This is a genomic window from Flavobacterium sp. UGB4466 (assembly GCF_903469665.1).
Taxonomy (GTDB): Bacteria; Bacteroidota; Bacteroidia; order Flavobacteriales; family Flavobacteriaceae; genus Flavobacterium; species Flavobacterium lipolyticum.
Genome location: NZ_CAGKLC010000008.1, coordinates 66,159 through 85,090 on the forward strand (window position 1 = coordinate 66,159; position 18,932 = coordinate 85,090).

An 18,932-nucleotide genomic window follows, 5' to 3' on the forward strand; every position below is an offset into this window, starting at 1 on the left:
TTAAATTCAGTGTTTTTTCAGTAGATAATACATTAAAATATTACAAATGATTTTACCAATTGTAGGATATGGTGATCCTGTTTTAAGAAAAGTGGGTGAGGCAATTACGCCAGATTATCCAAACCTAAAAGAAACAATAGCTAACATGTATGAAACCATGTACAACGCTTTAGGGGTTGGACTTGCTGCGCCTCAGGTAGGAGTGCCTATTCGTTTGTTTGTTATTGATACAACTCCTTTTAGTGATGATGAGGATCTTTCTTCAAGTGAGCAGGAAGATTTAAAAGGTTTCAAAAAAACTTTTATCAATGCTAAGATTTTGAAAGAAGAAGGTGAGGAGTGGAGTTTTAATGAAGGTTGTTTGAGTATTCCGGACGTTCGCGAAGATGTTTACAGAAAGCCTACCGTTACAATTGAATATTGTGAGGAAGATTTCGTAATGAAAACCGAAGTTTTTGACGGGTTGGTAGCCAGAGTAATTCAGCACGAATACGATCATATTGAAGGAGTTTTGTTTACAGATAAAATCTCTTCTCTAAAGAAACGTCTGATCCAGAAAAAATTAAAAAACATTACAGAAGGCAAAACATTTCAGGAATACAGAATGAAATTTTTTGCTGCAAAAAAAGGAAGATAGTATTCTAAAGTATGAATTTAGAATCAAAGAAATATAATAAATCAAATTCTTAATACTAATTTTAATAAACATGAATTTAGAGAAAATTTTAGCCATTTCTGGGAAACCAGGTTTATATGTATTGAAAGTGCAAACTCGTACAGGTTTTGTGGCAGAATCATTAGCAGATGGAAAAAAAATCACAGTAAACTTAAAAAGTAATGTAAGTTTATTATCAGAGATTTCAATTTATACTTACGAAGGCGAAAAACCATTAACAGAAGTAATGCAACGCATTGCAACTAAAGAAAATAAAGGGCAGGCTATTTCGCACAAAGAAGACAATGCTACATTATTGGCTTATTTTAAAGAAATTTTACCTGAATATGACGAAGAAAGAGTTTATCCTTCAGATATTAAAAAAGTATTAAACTGGTACAACACTCTTCAGTCTAAAGGTTTGGTAACAGATTTAGCTCCGGCTCCTGTTGAAGCTGAAGAAGAAGCTCCGGTTGCTGAAGAAAAACCAAAAAAAGCTCCTGCTGCTAAAAAAGCAAAAGCTAAAAAAGAAGAATAGTAGTTCACAGCATTCTTTTAAGGTTCTAAGGCACTAAGTTTCTAAGTGACTAAGTTCGTTTTAGATTATTAAAAAAATGGTTAGGCTCAGCATCTTAGAACTTCAGAACCTAAATACTTCAAAATATATTAATCCTGTTGAGATGTTTTCTTGACAGGATTTTTTACTTTTACACCAATCGTTACAACCCGGATAAAATTTCAAAAATGAGCAAAGAACTTCAACTTAAGGCCTTCGAAAGATTATTAATTATTATGGATGAACTTCGTGAGCAATGCCCGTGGGATAAAAAACAAACTTTGCAAACACTTAGGCATCTTACCATTGAAGAAACCTATGAGCTGGGTGACGCTATTTTAGACAATGATTTAAATGAAGTAAAAAAAGAACTGGGTGATTTGCTGTTGCATATTGTTTTTTATGCGAAAATAGGCTCTGAAACCAACGATTTTGACATGGCAGATGTGTGTAACGAAATCTGTGATAAACTCATTCATCGTCATCCTCATATCTACAGTGATACCAAAGTCAAAGACGAAGAAGAAGTAAAACAAAACTGGGAAAAGTTAAAGCTGAAAGAAGGTAAAAAATCAGTTTTAGAAGGAGTTCCGAGAAGTTTGCCGGCATTAGTAAAAGCCAGTCGAATTCAGGATAAAGTAAAAGGAGTTGGTTTTGACTGGGAAGAACCGCATCAGGTTTGGGACAAAGTACAGGAAGAACTGGAAGAATTGCAAGTTGAAGTAAAAGCAGGTGATCAGGACAAAATAGAGGCCGAATTTGGAGATGTTTTATTCTCTATGATCAATTACGCCCGTTTTTTAAATGTAAATCCCGAAGATGCTTTGGAGCGTACCAATAAAAAATTTATCAGTCGTTTTCAGTATCTGGAAAGCAAAGCAGCAGAGATGGGAAAACCTTTGATGGATATGACGTTGGCTGAAATGGATGTTTTTTGGAACGAAGCTAAAAAGCAGTAATTATTCTGCCAGCTTTTTTAAGGCTTTGATGTCCTGAAGTTTGATTTTTTTACCTACTAATTCAATTAAATTTAGTTTGTTAAAATCGGATAACAATCGGATACAGCTTTCTGTGGCCGTACCTATGATACCCGCCAGTTCTTCTCTTGTAAGCTGAACTTTCAGGGTATTGTCCGCATTCTCACCAAAATCGTCATGCAACTGCAGTAAAGTTTCGGCTAAACGCTGTTTCACCGTTTTTTGTACCAATGCAATTTTATCGTTTTCAGATTCTTTTAAATCCTCACAAACCGACTGCATTAAATTCATAGAGAACTGATTGTTGTTATTGAAAAAGTGAAGAATTTCGGCTTTCGGAATAAAACATACTTCCATATCAGCAACGGCTTTGGCTGTTAAGTTAGCAGGTTCATTGCTGATCATAGAACGCTGACCTAAAAGTTCTCCTGATTTTACCAGTTTTACAATTTGATCTTTTCCGTTGGCACTTAATTTAGAGAGTTTTCCAACACCGTCTTTTACACAATAAACTCCATTCGTAACTTCACCTTCTTCAAAAAGAGCATCCCCTTTTTTTATCGTGTAAGTTGTTTTGCTATTCGCCAGTTTCACAACTTCGTCTTTATTGAGTGCTTTTAGAGAAGAAAGCTGTCTTACGATACATTGGTCACATTTATTCATAGCAAAAATATTTATTGCAAAATTAACCAATATTCGCTTTCGCAGCTAGTGTTCGGGCTGAAAAAAAACATAAAAAATCTGACAACGCTATTTGAAGGATTTATTTCATTAAATTAGAAACGGATTTCTTTGTAGTATGATAAATGTCATATTTAAAGTCACCTCTTATTTTGAATATTTGTGGTATCAAAAAAAAACAAATTATGAGTGAACAAAGTTGTTTTCATTGCGGACTTACGATTCCTAAAAATGAAGTAATCAATTTTGATGAAAAGAAGTTTTGCTGCGCCGGTTGTAAAACGGTTTACGAAATTTTTAGTCTTCATGATTTAACCGGTTATTATGATTTTGAAAATGCACCCGGCGCTACTCCACAGGATATCACAGGTAAATATGACTTTTTAGACAATGAGGCTATTCTTTCGAAAGTATTAGAATTTCAGGAAGGAAATACCGCTATTGTTTCTTTAAACATTCCTTATATTCATTGCAGTTCCTGCATTTGGATTTTAGAGAATTTAAACAAAATTCAACCTGGCATAAGTCTTTCTCAGGTGAATTTCCCGGAGAAAAGGGTTCGGATTACTTTTAATTCAGATACCGTTTCTTTGAAAACTATCGTTTATATGCTTAGTTCTATAGGCTATGAACCTTATATTAGTCTGGAAAATTATGAAACGGGTAAAAATAATGTCGACAGAAGCTTAACGTATAAATTAGGTGTTGCCTTTTTTTGCTTCGGAAACATCATGTTACTATCATTTCCGGAATATTTTGAAATAAAAGAATTCTGGCTGGACAATTACAAACCTTTTTTTAGAATCCTGATTTTTATTTTGGCTTTGCCCAGCTTTTTGTACTCGGCAAGTGGTTACTATGTTTCTGCTTACAAGAGTATCAAATCGGGAATGCTGAATATCGATATTCCAATTGCATTGGGAATTATTGTAATGTTTGTTCGAAGTACTTTTGATATCGTCATGAATTATGGATCAGGTTTCTTTGATAGCTTGACAGGACTGGTTTTTTTCATGTTGTTAGGAAAGATGTTTCAGATTAAAACCTATAGTTTTTTAAGTTTCGAAAGAGACTTCAAATCCTATTTTCCAATTGCTGTGACCAGAATTAATTCAGATACTTCAGAAGAAAGTATTCCTGTTTACGATGTTTTAAAAGGAAACAGATTGCTCATTCGAAATCAGGAGCTTATTCCTGTTGATGGAATTCTGATTAGTGAAAAGGCAGAAATCGATTATAGTTTTGTGACAGGAGAAGCGGTTCCAATCACTAAGAAATCGGGAGATAAAGTTTTTGCCGGAGGGAAACATATTGGGAAAGTGATCGAAATGGAAGTGTTGCATTCGGTGTCACAAAGTTATCTGACACAATTATGGAGTAATGAAATCTTCCAGAAAAAAGTGCTTCAAAAGCACAAAACAATAACCGATGCGATTAGTAGGTATTTTACACCATTGTTATTATTAGTTGCTTTTGCAGGCTTTGGTTATTGGATTTTTATTGATGCCAATACCGCTTTTAATGTCTTTACTGCGGTTCTGATTGTTGCCTGTCCATGTGCATTGGCACTTACTGCACCTTTTACGTTTGGTAATATACTGCGAATCATGGGCAAGCAAAAAATGTATCTCAAAAATGCGTTAGTAATTGAGCAGCTGGCAAAAGTGGATACGATTGTTTTTGACAAAACCGGAACGATCACCACTAACAAGAAATCGAATATTGTGTATGAGGGAAACTCTCTCTCTGAAGAAAATTATATACTTATTAAAAATGTGCTTCGTGCTTCTAATCACCCTTTGAGCCGAATGTTGTATGATTTCCTGCCGGATTCAGATAGAATAAAAATTAATGATTTTCAGGAAATTACCGGAAAAGGAATTCAGGCTTCTACAGAGAATGCTACAATCAAAATTGGATCCGCAGCCTTTGTTGATAGCCCTGTAACGGAACTGTCTGAAATCGAAAAAACAGGTCTTCATATTAGAATCGATGGTACTTATTATGGAAAATTTACATTCCAGAATAAATATAGGGATGGTTTGGAAAAACTTTTTTCAACATTGAGTCATGAGTATCAAATAAAGGTGCTTTCAGGTGATAATGATGGAGAACGCGCTACTTTGGAAGCCATTTTGCCCAAAAACACAGAATTGATTTTTAATCAGAAGCCGGAGCAAAAGTTAGAATTTATCAAAAAATTGCAAGACGAAGGTTGTAATGTGATGATGGTTGGAGACGGTTTAAACGATGCAGGTGCTTTGGCACAAAGTAATGTTGGAATTTCGATCTCTGAAAATGTCAATGTTTTCTCTCCTGCCTGCGATGCTATACTGGATGCAAGTGAGTTTTCGAGACTAAATTATTTTTTAAAATTATCACACAAATCGATTACAATTATTAAAATGAGTTTTGTCTTGTCACTGCTGTATAATATTGTCGGACTCTCTTTCGCAATTACAGGAAATTTGTTGCCATTGGTTGCGGCTATTATTATGCCTTTAAGCACAATTACGATTGTAAGTTTTGTTACGATTATGTCTAACTACTTCAGTGGTAGTAGTTTAAAATCATTATAAATAATTCTAAAACTTTTTTTTATATTTTTAACATAAGAACATCACTTATGATAATTATCATATTTTGCCAGGCAATAAGCGAGTAATTTTGTTAGTATAAAACGTAAGGTATGAGTGTTATTTATCTATTAATTTCAGTAAGTATTTTCGTAGCAATTGGATTCTTTGTTGCTTTTATTGTAGCTGTTAAATCAGGACAATACGATGACGATTATACACCCTCAGTCAGAATGCTTTTTGATGATGAGACCAAAATTACCAGCCCAAAGAACAATTTACCAATAAAAGAAAAACAAGTATAATTATGGAAATGGAACAGTTTTATTACGACAACAAAATTGTTAAAAAATTCATTTACGCCACTATCCTGTTTGGAGTAGTGGGGATGTTAGTAGGGCTTACCCTTGCGGTGATGTACCTTTTTCCCAACATAACTGATGGGATCTCCTGGCTTAGTTATGGGCGACTACGGCCTTTGCACACCAATGCGGTAATTTTTGCCTTCGTTGGGAATGCCTTTTTTGCAGGGATGTATTATTCGCTGCAGCGTTTGCTAAAAGCCAGAATGTTCAGCGACTTTTTAAGTAATCTGCATTTTTGGGGCTGGCAGCTTATCATTGTCGCCGCAGCAATCACCTTGCCTTTAGGGTATACTTCTTCAAAAGAATATGCTGAATTAGAATGGCCAATAGATATTGCGATTGCCCTTATTTGGGTGGTAATGGGGATAAATATGATTGGTACCATGCTGCGTCGTAGAGAACGTCATTTATATGTAGCCATTTGGTTTTATCTGGCGACATTTGTTACAGTAGCAGTGTTGCATATTTTCAATAACATTGAGATTCCGGTTTCAGCTTTAAAAAGCTACTCTGTTTACGCAGGGGTTCAGGATGCTCTAGTTCAGTGGTGGTATGGCCACAATGCAGTTGCATTTTTCCTTACAACGCCGTTTTTAGGACTCATGTATTACTTTGTTCCAAAAGTAGCCAATCGTCCGGTATATTCTTATAGATTATCAATTATCCATTTCTGGTCGCTGATTTTTATTTATATCTGGGCAGGTCCGCACCACTTATTGTATTCAGCTTTGCCAAACTGGGCGCAAAATTTAGGAGTTGCTTTTTCAGTAATGCTTATTGCTCCATCTTGGGGAGGTATGATCAACGGACTTTTAACCTTGAGAGGAGCGTGGGACAAAGTGCGCGAAGAACCAGTTTTGAAATTCTTTGTAGTAGCCATTACCGGATACGGAATGGCCACTTTTGAAGGACCAATGCTTTCTTTAAAAAATGTAAATGCTATTGCGCACTATACAGACTGGATCGTTGCACACGTACACGTAGGAGCTTTAGCCTGGAACGGTTTCATGTCGTTTGGTATTATTTATTGGTTGATTCCGAGAATGACCAAATCGGATTTGTTTTCTAAAAAATTAGCCAATTTCCATTTCTGGATTGGAACTTTAGGAATCATTATTTACACAATTCCATTGTATGTAGCAGGTTTTCAACAAGCTTCGATGTGGAAACAATTTAACCCTGATGGAACTTTAGTTTATGGTAACTTCCTTGAAACCGTTACGGCTATTATGCCAATGTATTGGATGAGGGCCATTGGAGGTAGTTTGTATCTGATTGGAATGCTGACATTGGTTTACAATATTATTATGACCGTAAAAGCGGGTAATACAATCGAAGACGAATTAGCTCAGGCTCCGGCATTACAAAGAATCAGCAGTGGAAGACTTAATGGGGAGAAATTTCATACCTGGTTGGAGAGAAAACCAATTCAGTTAACCATTTTAGCTACGATTGCTATTTTAATTGGAGGTGTCATTCAGATTGTACCAACTATTATGGTGAAATCTAATATTCCGACGATCTCTAGCGTGAAACCTTACTCCCCTTTAGAACTTGAAGGACGTGACTTGTACATAAGAGAAGGTTGCGTGGGATGTCATTCACAATCTGTTCGTCCGTTCAGAAGCGAAGTAGAGCGTTACGGACCACAATCAAAAGCTGGAGAGTTTGTATACGATCATCCCTTTTTATGGGGTTCAAAACGTACAGGTCCCGATTTGTTGAGAGTAGGTGGAAAATATAATGACAACTGGCATTTTAACCATATGTGGAATCCACAAAGTACTTCAGCAGGATCAATCATGCCGGGTTACAAATGGTTGTTTGATAATGAAGCAATGGATGTTTCTCTGACTCAGAAGAAAATGAAGGCAATGGTGTCACTGGGGGTTCCTTATACCGAGGAAGAAATTAAAAATGCTCCTCAAACTTTAAGAACACAGGCGATGGCGATTGAGAAAAGTCTGGAAAACGATCCTGATTATGTAAAAAGTTACGAGGACAGTAAGAAAAAAGCAATTGCAAAAGGCGAAAAATTCGTTCCGATGAACGAGAGAGAAATTGTCGCTCTAATTGCTTACATACAAAGACTTGGAACGGACATCAAAGTAAAACAACCTTCTAAATAACAGCATCATGTTTGAACAAATAAAACACAATATGGAGAACATCGCGGGTATTGAAATTTACCCGATACTTTCTCTGTTGATTTTCTTTTTCTTCTTTGTAGGCCTGGGTTTTTGGGTGTTCTCCTATAAGAAAGAAAAAATAGAGGAGATGAGTGCGATACCTTTGGATGAAGGGCTTATTATAATTTCAAAAGATAAATAAAAATGAAAAGATTTTTCCCAGTATATGTAAGAGTGCCATTGATTTTTTTCATTGTCTTTGCGCTCATGGAATATTTTATAGATTCAGGTGACAGGCCGGCTTTTATTAAGTATCCAATGGTTTCCATTTTTCTCTTTGTTTTTCTGTTTATTCTGATTGCAATCGAAATAACGTTGAGTGCTGTTAATAGGGTAATGTACCAATTAATGTCGCCGGAAGAAAAAGCAAAAGCTGATCATGAAAAGAGTTTAAGTCTGACCGAAAGTACCTGGTACAAAGAGTTGATGCATAAACTAACTCAAACAGAACCCATTGAAAAAGAAGGCGATTTGTTGATGGATCATGATTATGACGGTATCAAAGAGTTAGATAATAATTTACCGCCTTGGTGGGTATACCTATTCTACATCTGTATCATATTTGGTGTAATCTATGTAGCTCGTTACGATGTTTTTGGAGGAGACGATCAGGAAACTGAGCTGAGAAAAGAAATGGCTCAGGCCAAAATAGATGTCGAGGAATATCTTAAAACGGCTCCTGATTTGATGGATGAAAAAACGGTTGTCTTACTAACAGATGATGCAAGTTTAGCAGCCGGTAAGGAGATCTTCATGACCAATTGTGCAGCCTGTCACAGAGCAGACGGTGGTGGTCAAATTGGACCAAATCTAACGGATGATCACTGGATTCTAGGAGGCGGGATTAAAGAAATTTTCCATACGATTACCAATGGAGGACGTGACGGAAAAGGAATGGTTTCCTGGAAAACCAATGGGATGAAGCCAAAGGAAATTCAAAAAGTAGCAAGTTACATTTTGTCTTTACAAGGCAGTAATCCAAAAGATCCAAAAGAACCGGAAGGAGAAGTTTGGGTAGACCAAAGCGCCCCTAAAAAAGGCGACACAGCAGATAAAACAAAAGATAGTACAGAAGTTAAAAAATAATACCATGTCAAATTTACCAGACGAAGCTTTTAGAGATACCATTGGAACCATTGATGAAGGCGGTAAGAGAAAGTTTATTTTTCCTAAAAAACCGTCTGGTAAATTCTACGAATACCGAAAGATTGTCAGTTATGTTTTGTTGGCCATTTTAATCGCGAATCCGTTTATAAAAGTAAATGGAAACCAGTTTATGATGTTCAACATTATCGAACGACGTTTCAATATATTCGGATTTCCATTCTGGCCACAGGATTTTTATCTCTTCGTGATCTCAATGTTGGTGGGTGTTGTATTCATCATCTTGTTTACGGTCGTTTTTGGAAGGATTTTTTGCGGATGGATTTGTCCACAGACTATTTTTCTTGAGATGGTCTTCAGGCGAATCGAATATTGGATCGACGGAGACCGCGGTGCACAAATGCGACTCGCAAAACAGGAATGGAATGCGGAGAAAATCCGAAAAAGAACCACTAAATGGACTCTCTTTTTCCTGATTTCTTTCGGAATTGCCAATGTGTTTTTAGCCTATCTGGTGGGAAGTGACGAACTTTTCCTGATGGTAGAGCAAGGACCAATTCAGCAAGCCAGTAATTTTATCGCATTGCTTATCTTTACAGGAGTCTTCTATTTTGTATTTGTCTGGTTCCGCGAGCAGGTCTGTATCATTGCCTGTCCTTATGGGCGTTTGCAGGGAGTACTGCTGGACAATAAGTCAATCAATGTGGCGTATGATTTTGTACGTGGAGAGAAGGAGGAAGGCCGAGCTAAATTCAGTAAAAAAGAAGACAGAGCCTTAACCGGAAAAGGAGATTGTATCGATTGTCATCAATGCGTACACGTTTGCCCGATGGGTATCGACATTAGAAACGGAACACAGCTGGAATGTACCAACTGTACAGCCTGTATTGATGAATGTGACTCCATCATGGAAAATGTTGGTTTACCTAAAGGACTTATTCGTTACGCGTCTGAAGACGAGATCGAGAAAAAAGCGCCTTTTAAGTTCACCACAAGAATGAAAGGATATACAGCCGTTTTGTTTATTCTGTTAAGTGTGTTTGTTGGAATGTTGTTTTTAAGAACCGATGTTCAGGCTATTATTCTACGTTTACCAGGACAGCTTTTTCAGCACAAAGGAGATAAAATTAGTAATGTGTATACCTATAAAATTGTCAATAAGACGATGAAAGATTATAAGGATATCCATTTTGAGCTAATTGATCAAAAAGGTGAAATTAAAAATGTGGGAAAAACGCATTTTAAAGTAGGTAAAGAAGGCATTTCGCAAGGAACATTGTTCATAGAAATAGACGAAGTACTTCTGGAGAGCGATAAAACGAAAGTTAAAATAGGGGTTTATAATGGCAAAGAGCTGCTGGAAACCACTACGACTAACTTTTTAGGTCCGCGAAGTTTTAATTAAAAAATACAATTATGAAAATAAATTGGGGTACCGGAATTGTCATTGCATTTGCATTGTTTATGAGTTTTATTTTATATTTTGTTTTTGAAGTACAATCGAATAGTAAATACGACAATGATTTGGTTGTCGAAGAATACTATAAGCATGATTCGCATTTTCAGGAAGAAATGGCACGTATTCAAAACGCTCAGGATTTACAGCAAAAACCTTCAATTGCCTATCACAAAGATGGAGTTGAAATTGTTTTTCCTGCCGTTTTTGAAAACGATAAAGTAAAAGGTAACATATTGTTATACCGTCCGTCAAATAAGAAATTTGATTTTAATACCCAAATTGCTTTAACAAACTCAGCATTGTTAATTCCGAAAAACAAACTCGTGAAAGGACGTTGGGACGTCAATATGGAATGGCAGTACGGAGGAAAAAAATACCTGTCTAAAGAGGTAATCTATGTAAATTAATATTTTAAGACCGATCAACTGAAAAGATTGCTTTTCAGTTGATTTTGTCTTTATTCGCACAGCATTTTTGCTTAGCAATAGTAAAGCAAGCTGTATCAAAAAACTAAAAAGATGTTGTATTCCGCTTTTATATTTGGATTAATCAGCAGTTTACACTGTATCGGAATGTGCGGTCCAATTGCTATGATGTTGCCTGTCGATCGACAAAATGAAGCTAAAAAGGTGACTCAGATTATTACCTATCATTTAGGTCGATTGACAGCATACGCAACCATTGGACTTATTTTTGGTTTATTAGGAAGAGGGTTCTTTTTGGCCGGGCTTCAGCAAAATATGTCCATTTTTATTGGCTTGGCGATGATAGCCATTGTTCTAATTCCTGAAAAGGTCTTTTCTAAATACAACTTTTCCAAACCGGTCTATAAAATTATCTCCCGGGTAAAATCAAGCTTAGGGAATCAATTTAAAGACAGAAGCTACAAATCTCTCTTTACAATCGGACTGTTGAATGGCTTTTTGCCTTGCGGAATGGTTTATGTAGCCTTATTTGGAGCTATAGCCATGCAAAGCGCCGGTTTAGGAGTGCTGTACATGCTTTTGTTTGGTGTGGGAACAATACCGTTAATGACAGTTGTGGTGTATGTTAATTCATTAATTAAACTTCCATTCCGAAATAAGATTCAGAAAGCAATTCCCTATGTTGCTGTTATTATCGGAGTATTATTTATCCTGAGGGGATTAGGTCTCGGAATTCCTTACATTTCTCCATCCAATATGAGTTTGTTTGTTCAGTCAACTCCTAATTGTCATTAAAAGGGGATCGAGATCATGCGAAAAATGGTGTAGCATTGAAGTAAATCAGGGATCAGTTGCAAAAGTTAAGAATTAAGCAAAAAGATTACATAATCTGAATAGAAGAGATCTGGTTGGATTTGCGATGAAAGAGCTCTGGTAATAGTCTTGTTTGTAGCGTTATCAATGATGATGGTAATTATAGGTTATGCTCTGAAAGGACAAAGGCTTGATCGCTAAGAAAAGCATCCGGTATATTTTGTGTGAGATTCTTCAAGAATATAAACTTTTTTTATTGGGATCTGTAAGGGACGAAAATTGCTTTCGCCCTTTCAGGGCAATACTCATGCTTAATTTAGTTCATAGTGCTTTGCACTATGGTTGTACTTTTTGGGCTTTCAGCCCTTTGTCAGCGTTTCGAACATTTATGTAAGGAAAAGAAGGCTCTGAATAAGATATGATCTTCTAAAATGATATTTCATTTGAAATTAATGACCAAACCTTTATAATCACAATAAATTTTATCCGTTCGCAGATTTTCAGCTGATCCGAAAAGTTAGGAAGAAAAGGGCTGAAAGCCCAAAAAAAGCAACAGCATAGTGCGAAGTACTATGAGTTAGATTATAGAGGTAGAATTGCCCTGAAAGGGCAAGAGCCTCCAGGGATCATGTTGATTCGGATAAAAGCAATACAATTTCTTAGAGGATTTCATGAAAACGGTATAAAAGTTTTTTGTTACGCTTTAATTTTTATCCTTTCGATGACATAAACAATTATCCGGAGCATTACGAATGATCTGCTTGTTGCTTTTGTTAATGCTCTTCCAGAGCAATTTAAACCGTCATAGAAAACAGGTTTGTTTCCGGAGATTTTCTTTTTAAATGCAGATCGAAGGCCATACAAATGTTACGTACAAAAGGTTTTCCTGCTTCGGTAATCTTAATTTTATTTTCTTCAATTACAACTAACTGATCGTTTTCCATTTCTTTTAAATCGGATAAAACCGCTGGAATTTCTTTGAAATATAAAGATTCATCACTCCAGGAAGTTTCAAATTCACAGGTTAAGTTTAAAATATGTTTTCGGATGATTAGATCTTCATCATCAAGAATGTGGCCTTTCACCACTGGTAGTTGGTCTGATTCCAACAATTGGTAGTATTCTTCCAGAGTTTTGGTATTTTGAGCAAAACTATACCAGCTATCGCTAATAGAGGAAACCCCTAAGCCTATCATAAGCTGTGTTTTTGAGGCGCTGTAACCCATAAAATTTCGGTGTAGTTTTTTATTTTGCGCCGCTTTGTATAGACTGTCGGAGGCGAAGGCAAAATGATCCATTCCAATTTCATGATAACCGTTTTGTGTCAGTAATTGTTTACCAACTTCATATAGTTTTCTTTTCTCGGCATCTTTCGGAATGTTTTCGTCATTAAATCCACGTTGGCCATTGCCTTTGATCCAGGGCACATGGGCATAACTGTAAAATGCCAGACGATCCGGTTTTAAGGAGTTCGTTTTTTCAACAGTATCAATAACATTTTCTACCGTTTGAAAAGGCAGGCCAAATATAATATCATGACCGATTGAAGTATATCCTATTTCTTTGGCCCAAAAGGTAACTTTTGCCACATTATGAAAAGGCTGAATCCTATGAATTGCTTTTTGAACCTTTTCCGCATAATCCTGAACACCAAAACTTACTCTTCGAAAACCTAAATGATACAACTTTTTAAGCTGTTCGTAAGTGGTATTGTTCGGATGGCCTTCAAAACTAAACTCGTAGTTTTCAGCTTTCCGGGCATTTTTAAAAATACCATTGATAAGCTGTTCCAGATTGTTTACAGAGAAGAAAGTTGGAGTTCCGCCACCTAAATGGATCTCTTTTATAATTGGCTTTTCCGGAAGTAAATTACAATATAAACTCCATTCTTTCAAAAGAGCTTTTATATAAGTTTCTTCAACATTATGATTTTTAGTAATTCGTTTGTTACATCCACAAAAGGTACATAAACTTTCACAGAAAGGCAGGTGAATGTACAAACTGATTCCGTTTTGAGAATTGCTCTCTGCAAAAGCCCTCTGGAATGATGCAATCCAATTTTGCTCGTTAAAATTATTTTCATTCCAATAAGGAACCGTAGGATAACTGGTATATCTTGGGCCGGGAACGTTGTATTTTTGTGTTAATGAAATTTTCATAAAAGAGGATTTTGGATCCTCAAAATTAGAGCACTGCTGCCGAAAATAAAATGACAAATATCATATAAAAAAAAGAGACTCATTTTGAGCTACGATGTGGACATAAGTATAGAAAGTAACAGGAATTGCACGAATTGTCTCCAATTTGTTTGTGAAATTAATTTCACAAAAAAGGTTAACCTATTCAAATTTGTGCAAATTAGTGGAATTTGTGTTCACACGGTAGCCCATTTTGAGCCTCTTTTACTGAATTAAATAACTAACATTTAAATAGAATCCTGAATGATTTTAAGCCATTTTTTTGCAAATACATGATCCTGATAAGCGCTTATTTGTTTAATACGGTCATCGTTGAAATCATAGAAAGCAATTATATTTTTTTTAGAAGTTTCTTTGTCCAGAAATTCAAAATCGATTTTTAGTATGATATCCGAGTTCCCGTCAGTCGTTAGTGCCAATTTGCAGGAAGAGACATTTTTCAAATCAACATAAGTAGATTCTTCCTGATTGGGATTGAAATTCATCAGAATGAATTTTTTATTCTTTTGATCAATTGTCAGTGTTTTATTGCTTTGAGATTCGGTCAGATCAAAGTCTTCCGGATGTGTTGGATTGAATCTCTTTTTTATGTTTAGGATTTTAGATTTGTTGGCAGCGTTTGAACGTGCTGAAAAATAAATAGGAATGGCTACTATGATGGCGATCACAATACCAATTATGGTTACACTTGTTTCCATTTGTTTTAAAATTTGATAAATTGATATGAAATAGTAAACAGTTTTCAGATTGAAAACGGCTTAATAATGGGGAAAAGAAAGATCTTTTCGACTAAAAATTCATAAAGTAATCTACCAGAAAAAATGGAAGGGGTAGAGCATTAAAAGAACCTTTTTGCTCTGAGTGTTAAACTGATTGGCAAAGTTTGAGGCAGTATTTACGGTCTGATGCTGAGGAACAGCGACCAATAAAGAGTCAAACCATTTGATTAAACCGGAAGGATTGGTTTTGATATTCCCTATCAAATGATAACCTGTTTGTGGCTGAATAAAAGCCAAAGAGTCGGTATAGTCGATTGAAAAAGTAGTGTCTGTTTTTTTACTTTCACTTTTGTCAACAACAGACTCGTTTGCCTGAGTGGCAAAAAAAGTGATGATCAAAAGTGATATAAAAGCAACAGTCTTACGAATCCAATTCATGGTCGCGAATTTAACGCTTAAAAGACAATTAAGGAAATTTTACAGCATTAATTAACGTTTGAAAAGGGGCTAATTATTTTATCCTCAACTTTTAATTGGTACAGTTGAGGATAAAACAAAGTTATTGTTGCATTTTGAAATAATAGTCAGCTGAGTGTTTTCCGCTTCCATAGAATAAAAAGAACACACAAACCAATAAAACCACAATGGCAAGAATCAAGCTTTCAGAATGCATGTGTCCCATAAAATTAATCAGCACGGCCCCAAAAAGGATGGGTAATTGAGCAGCTATTGCCCAACGGGTAAGGAGCCCAAAAACAATCATGATACCTCCAATCATGTGGGCTGGTGCGATGTAATGTAACAGAAACATTCCGCCACCAAATTTATCAATAGGAGAAATTAAATCATGCAGATACTGAACATTCGTTACAAATGAAACTCCTTTCATAAATAAAAAAACACCCAATACAATACGTACTAAATCTACAGGTAAATAAGTGTGCGAATTGGCCCATTTATTTAAGCTTTTTACATTTTCCATGATATTACGTGATTAAAAATTACTTACTAAAGTTACTGATTTTTAATGATATATTTATTTTTAAGTAACTGAAAATAAGTTTTTTACTTTTTATTTAACGCATTTACGGGAATGTCTTTAAACTTAAACCTGAATCACTCCCAAATTAAAAGGTTTTTGAATAGGAGCATGGTTGGCAGCTTCAATTCCCATAGAAATCCAGGTACGGGTGTCAAGAGGATCAATAATAGCATCTGTCCACAATCTTGAAGCAGCGTAGTAGGGAGAGGTTTGTGCATCATAACGCGCTTTTATTTTGTTAAACAGTTCCGTTTCTTTTTCTTCGTCTACGATTTCTCCTTTTGCTTTTAGAGAAGAAGCTTCGATTTGAGCAAGTACTTTCGCAGCCTGAGTTCCACCCATAACAGCAAGTTCAGCACTTGGCCAGGCAAAAATTAATCTTGGATCATAAGCTTTTCCACACATTGCGTAGTTTCCGGCACCGTAAGAGTTTCCAACGATAACCGTAAATTTTGGCACAACCGAGTTGCTTACCGCATTTACCATTTTAGCACCGTCTTTTATAATTCCGCCATGTTCTGACTTTGATCCGACCATAAAACCGGTAACGTCCTGTAAAAAGACTAAAGGTATTTTCTTCTGATTGCAATTGGCAATAAAACGGGTCGCTTTATCAGCACTATCGGAGTAAATAACTCCTCCAAATTGCATTTCTCCTTTTTTAGTTTTCACCACTTTTCTTTGATTGGCTACAATTCCAACTGCCCAGCCGTCAATTCTGGCATATCCTGTGATTAGAGATTGACCGTAACCTTCTTTGTAAGCTTCAAATTCTGAATTATCAACCAGTCGATTGATGATTTCCATCATATCATATTGCTCATTTCTCGCCTTTGGCAGGATTCCATAAATATCTTTTGGCTCCAGAGCTGGTTTTTCAGCTTTGATACGGCTATAGCCAGCCTTATCAAAATCACCGATTTTGTCTACGATGTTTTTTATTTTTTCTAAAGCATCTTTGTCATCTTTGGCTTTGTAATCGGTAACACCTGAGATTTCACAATGTGTTGTAGCTCCTCCTAAAGTTTCATTGTCGATGGTTTCTCCAATGGCTGCTTTAACCAAATAGCTTCCTGCAAGGAAAATACTTCCGGTTTTGTCTACGATTAAAGCCTCGTCGCTCATAATAGGTAGGTAAGCACCTCCGGCAACGCAGCTGCCCATTACGGCGGCAATTTGGGTGATTCCCATACTGCTCATTTGTGCATTGTTTCTAAAGATTCTTCCGAAGTGTTCTTTATCAGGGAAAATTTCATCTTGTAAGGGAAGATAAACACCAGCACTGTCTACTAAATAGATGATGGGTAATCGATTTTCCATGGCAATTTCTTGTGCACGCAGGTTTTTCTTTCCGGTAATCGGAAACCAGGCACCGGCTTTTACGGTAGCATCATTGGCTACCACTATGCATTGTTTTCCTCTGATGTATCCTACTTTAATGACAACACCTCCAGACGGACAGCCGCCGTGTTCGGCATACATTCCTTCGCCAACAAAAGCTCCGATTTCAATACTTTTAGAATTTTCGTCTAACAAGTAGTCAATACGTTCGCGTGCGGTCATTTTGCCTTCAGCATGTAGTTTTTCAATACGTTTTTCGCCTCCTCCTAATTTTACTTTAGTAAATTTTTGTTTTAGTTCAGAAATTAGTAATTTATTGTGATCTTCGTTTTTATTGAAGTTTAAATCCATAATATTTTAATGTTTTAACAAAATAGTGTTGGCTAATTTACAAAATCAATTGAAACCCACATAATAAATATTGTGCTGTTATGAAATTAAATGAAGGTTCTGCTAGTTAAATTTTCAGTATCTTTTAGAAGAAGTAAGGTGCCTGTTTCGGACATAAAAAAACCGGAAGCGAACTTCCGGTCTTTTTGATATTGATTTTAACTCGTTGGTTGTAATTGTGAAAAATGATTTTAAACACATAGAAACATAGTTTTTTGGGTATAAAGAAAGAGTACAAAAAAGAAATATATTTCTTTCACATAGAAAAACTTTTTGCTTTTTAACTAAGTGAAACATCTTTTTTGGACTACTAAAAAGATGTTTCTATGTGTTAAATTTAATTATTCCAAAGGTTATAATTACCAGATTATTTTTTAGTATCGCAAACCATTCGTTTCAGAAGAGCCCATTGTTTTAAGGCATCTCTGGCTTCTACAGCAGGATAACCTAACATGGTTTTTCCAGCAGCAACATCACAGATCACTCCTGAGCCTGCTCCAACTACAGCACCATCACCAATTGTTGTATGGTCTTTGATGGAAGCGCTTCCGCCAATGATAACACCATTTCCTAAAGTTACAGAACCGGCTAAGCCGCTGTTTCCTGCCATGATGCAAAACTTACCTAGTTTACTGTTGTGTCCTATTTGTACTAAATTGTCAATTTTGCAGCCATCACCAAGAATAGTAGAGCTGAATTTTCCGCGGTCTACACAAGTATTCGCACCAATCTCAACGCCGTTTCCAATAATTACGTTTCCAATTTGCGGAATTTTCACTAATCCTTTCTCGCTGCATGGACGAAATCCAAAACCATCAGCGCCAATTGTTGCATTAGGATGAATGATACAATCGTTTCCAATATGACAACGTTCCCTTACAACTGTTCCGGACCAAATAACAGTATTATTACCAACGGTTGATTCGTCAAGAATAGTTACGTTTGGATAAATAGTGCTGTTGGAGCCAATCTCTACTTTTGGTCCAATGTAGCAACCGGCACCAATTTTGGCACCTTCTCCAATAATGGCGGTTTCATCTACAGTAGCAGTTTTGTGAATATTAGTATGGAATATTGGGGCAGGAGGGGCAAAAAGGGCTAGAATTTGTGACATGGCCAGATCGGCATTTTTTACTTTGATAAAGGCACGATTTTCCCCTGGCTCTATTGAAATATCTTCGTTAACTACTGCAATAGATGCATTTGAAGTTGACCAGTATTTTTCATATTTTTTGTTTCCTATAAATGAAATTTCTGAAGTTGTCGCTTTTTCTAGTTGCTCTGTGGCTGTAATGCTTTGTGAAGTAGTGCCGTAAATTACGCCATTGATTACTGCGTTAATTTCTTGAATGGAATAGGATTTCATTTAATGAATGTAATAGATTATAGGGTTAATTTTTCCCAAATAAAATCAATTAGATTTTAATTACCTAATATTATAT

At 36.0% G+C, this 18,932-nt stretch carries 18 protein-coding genes; 11 read left to right on the plus strand and 7 right to left on the minus strand.

Translation table 11 applies throughout. The annotated features are described in order from the left end of the window. Window positions 1-46: 46 nt before the first annotated feature. From def to mazG, 3 genes are all read left to right on the plus strand, one after another. Entirely contained in the window at window positions 47-637 is a 591-nt protein-coding gene (gene def / locus JO950_RS04105) for a peptide deformylase (RefSeq protein ID WP_017498326.1), read from the plus strand. A gap of 70 nt (window positions 638-707) precedes the next feature. After that, window positions 708-1,193, plus strand: coding sequence for a DUF5606 domain-containing protein (locus JO950_RS04110; protein ID WP_202701393.1), 486 nt, complete (start codon window positions 708-710; stop codon window positions 1,191-1,193). A gap of 206 nt (window positions 1,194-1,399) precedes the next feature. Continuing rightward, window positions 1,400-2,170, plus strand: a complete 771-nt coding sequence (gene mazG / locus JO950_RS04115) for a nucleoside triphosphate pyrophosphohydrolase (protein ID WP_202701395.1) — start codon at window positions 1,400-1,402, stop codon at window positions 2,168-2,170. Here mazG and JO950_RS04120 read toward each other — a convergent pair whose 3' ends face one another. Next, window positions 2,171-2,851, minus strand: coding sequence for a Crp/Fnr family transcriptional regulator (locus JO950_RS04120; RefSeq protein ID WP_017498329.1), 681 nt, complete (start codon window positions 2,849-2,851; stop codon window positions 2,171-2,173). Between the two features lie 203 nt (window positions 2,852-3,054). Between JO950_RS04120 and JO950_RS04125 the strand changes: the two genes are divergently transcribed. From JO950_RS04125 to JO950_RS04160, 8 genes are all read left to right on the plus strand, one after another. Continuing rightward, window positions 3,055-5,448 carry a heavy metal translocating P-type ATPase metal-binding domain-containing protein gene (locus tag JO950_RS04125; protein WP_202701397.1) on the plus strand — a complete coding sequence of 798 codons (2,394 nt, stop codon included), beginning with the start codon at window positions 3,055-3,057 and terminating at the stop codon, window positions 5,446-5,448. A 110-nt stretch (window positions 5,449-5,558) separates the two neighbouring features. Next, window positions 5,559-5,750, plus strand: coding sequence for a cbb3-type cytochrome oxidase assembly protein CcoS (gene ccoS, locus JO950_RS04130; protein WP_202701399.1), 192 nt, complete (start codon window positions 5,559-5,561; stop codon window positions 5,748-5,750). A 2-nt stretch (window positions 5,751-5,752) separates the two neighbouring features. Beyond that, on the plus strand, window positions 5,753-7,939 hold the full coding sequence (gene ccoN, locus JO950_RS04135) for a cytochrome-c oxidase, cbb3-type subunit I (RefSeq protein ID WP_202701401.1): 2,187 nt from the start codon (window positions 5,753-5,755) through the stop codon (window positions 7,937-7,939). Between the two features lie 7 nt (window positions 7,940-7,946). Next, window positions 7,947-8,141 carry a CcoQ/FixQ family Cbb3-type cytochrome c oxidase assembly chaperone gene (locus tag JO950_RS04140; RefSeq protein ID WP_202701404.1) on the plus strand — a complete coding sequence of 65 codons (195 nt, stop codon included), beginning with the start codon at window positions 7,947-7,949 and terminating at the stop codon, window positions 8,139-8,141. Between the two features lie 2 nt (window positions 8,142-8,143). Beyond that, window positions 8,144-9,085: a cbb3-type cytochrome c oxidase N-terminal domain-containing protein gene (locus JO950_RS04145; protein WP_202701406.1), complete on the plus strand. Its 942-nt coding sequence runs from the start codon at window positions 8,144-8,146 to the stop codon at window positions 9,083-9,085. 4 nt (window positions 9,086-9,089) lie between these two features. After that, on the plus strand, window positions 9,090-10,508 hold the full coding sequence (gene ccoG / locus JO950_RS04150; protein WP_202701408.1) for a cytochrome c oxidase accessory protein CcoG: 1,419 nt from the start codon (window positions 9,090-9,092) through the stop codon (window positions 10,506-10,508). 11 nt (window positions 10,509-10,519) lie between these two features. Beyond that, complete coding sequence (locus JO950_RS04155) at window positions 10,520-10,969, plus strand: FixH family protein (RefSeq protein ID WP_070906714.1); 450 nt, start codon at window positions 10,520-10,522, stop codon at window positions 10,967-10,969. Window positions 10,970-11,080: 111 nt separating this feature from the next. Next, window positions 11,081-11,782, plus strand: coding sequence for a sulfite exporter TauE/SafE family protein (locus JO950_RS04160; protein ID WP_202701410.1), 702 nt, complete (start codon window positions 11,081-11,083; stop codon window positions 11,780-11,782). A gap of 812 nt (window positions 11,783-12,594) precedes the next feature. Here the strand turns inward: JO950_RS04160 and hemN are convergent. The 6 genes from hemN to lpxD form a co-directional block, all read right to left on the minus strand. Further along, a complete protein-coding gene (gene hemN, locus JO950_RS04165; RefSeq protein WP_202701412.1) occupies window positions 12,595-13,959 on the minus strand; it encodes an oxygen-independent coproporphyrinogen III oxidase in 1,365 nt (454 codons plus the stop codon). 266 nt (window positions 13,960-14,225) lie between these two features. Continuing rightward, a complete protein-coding gene (locus tag JO950_RS04170; protein WP_202701415.1) occupies window positions 14,226-14,696 on the minus strand; it encodes a hypothetical protein in 471 nt (156 codons plus the stop codon). Window positions 14,697-14,807: 111 nt separating this feature from the next. Continuing rightward, window positions 14,808-15,155 carry a hypothetical protein gene (locus JO950_RS04175; RefSeq protein ID WP_202701417.1) on the minus strand — a complete coding sequence of 116 codons (348 nt, stop codon included), beginning with the start codon at window positions 15,153-15,155 and terminating at the stop codon, window positions 14,808-14,810. A 121-nt stretch (window positions 15,156-15,276) separates the two neighbouring features. Further along, window positions 15,277-15,699, minus strand: coding sequence for a DoxX family protein (locus JO950_RS04180; protein ID WP_017498342.1), 423 nt, complete (start codon window positions 15,697-15,699; stop codon window positions 15,277-15,279). 123 nt (window positions 15,700-15,822) lie between these two features. Further along, complete coding sequence (locus JO950_RS04185; RefSeq protein ID WP_202701419.1) at window positions 15,823-17,451, minus strand: acyl-CoA carboxylase subunit beta; 1,629 nt, start codon at window positions 17,449-17,451, stop codon at window positions 15,823-15,825. Window positions 17,452-17,857: 406 nt separating this feature from the next. Further along, window positions 17,858-18,856, minus strand: coding sequence for a UDP-3-O-(3-hydroxymyristoyl)glucosamine N-acyltransferase (gene lpxD, locus JO950_RS04190; protein ID WP_202701421.1), 999 nt, complete (start codon window positions 18,854-18,856; stop codon window positions 17,858-17,860). Window positions 18,857-18,932 lie beyond the last annotated feature (76 nt).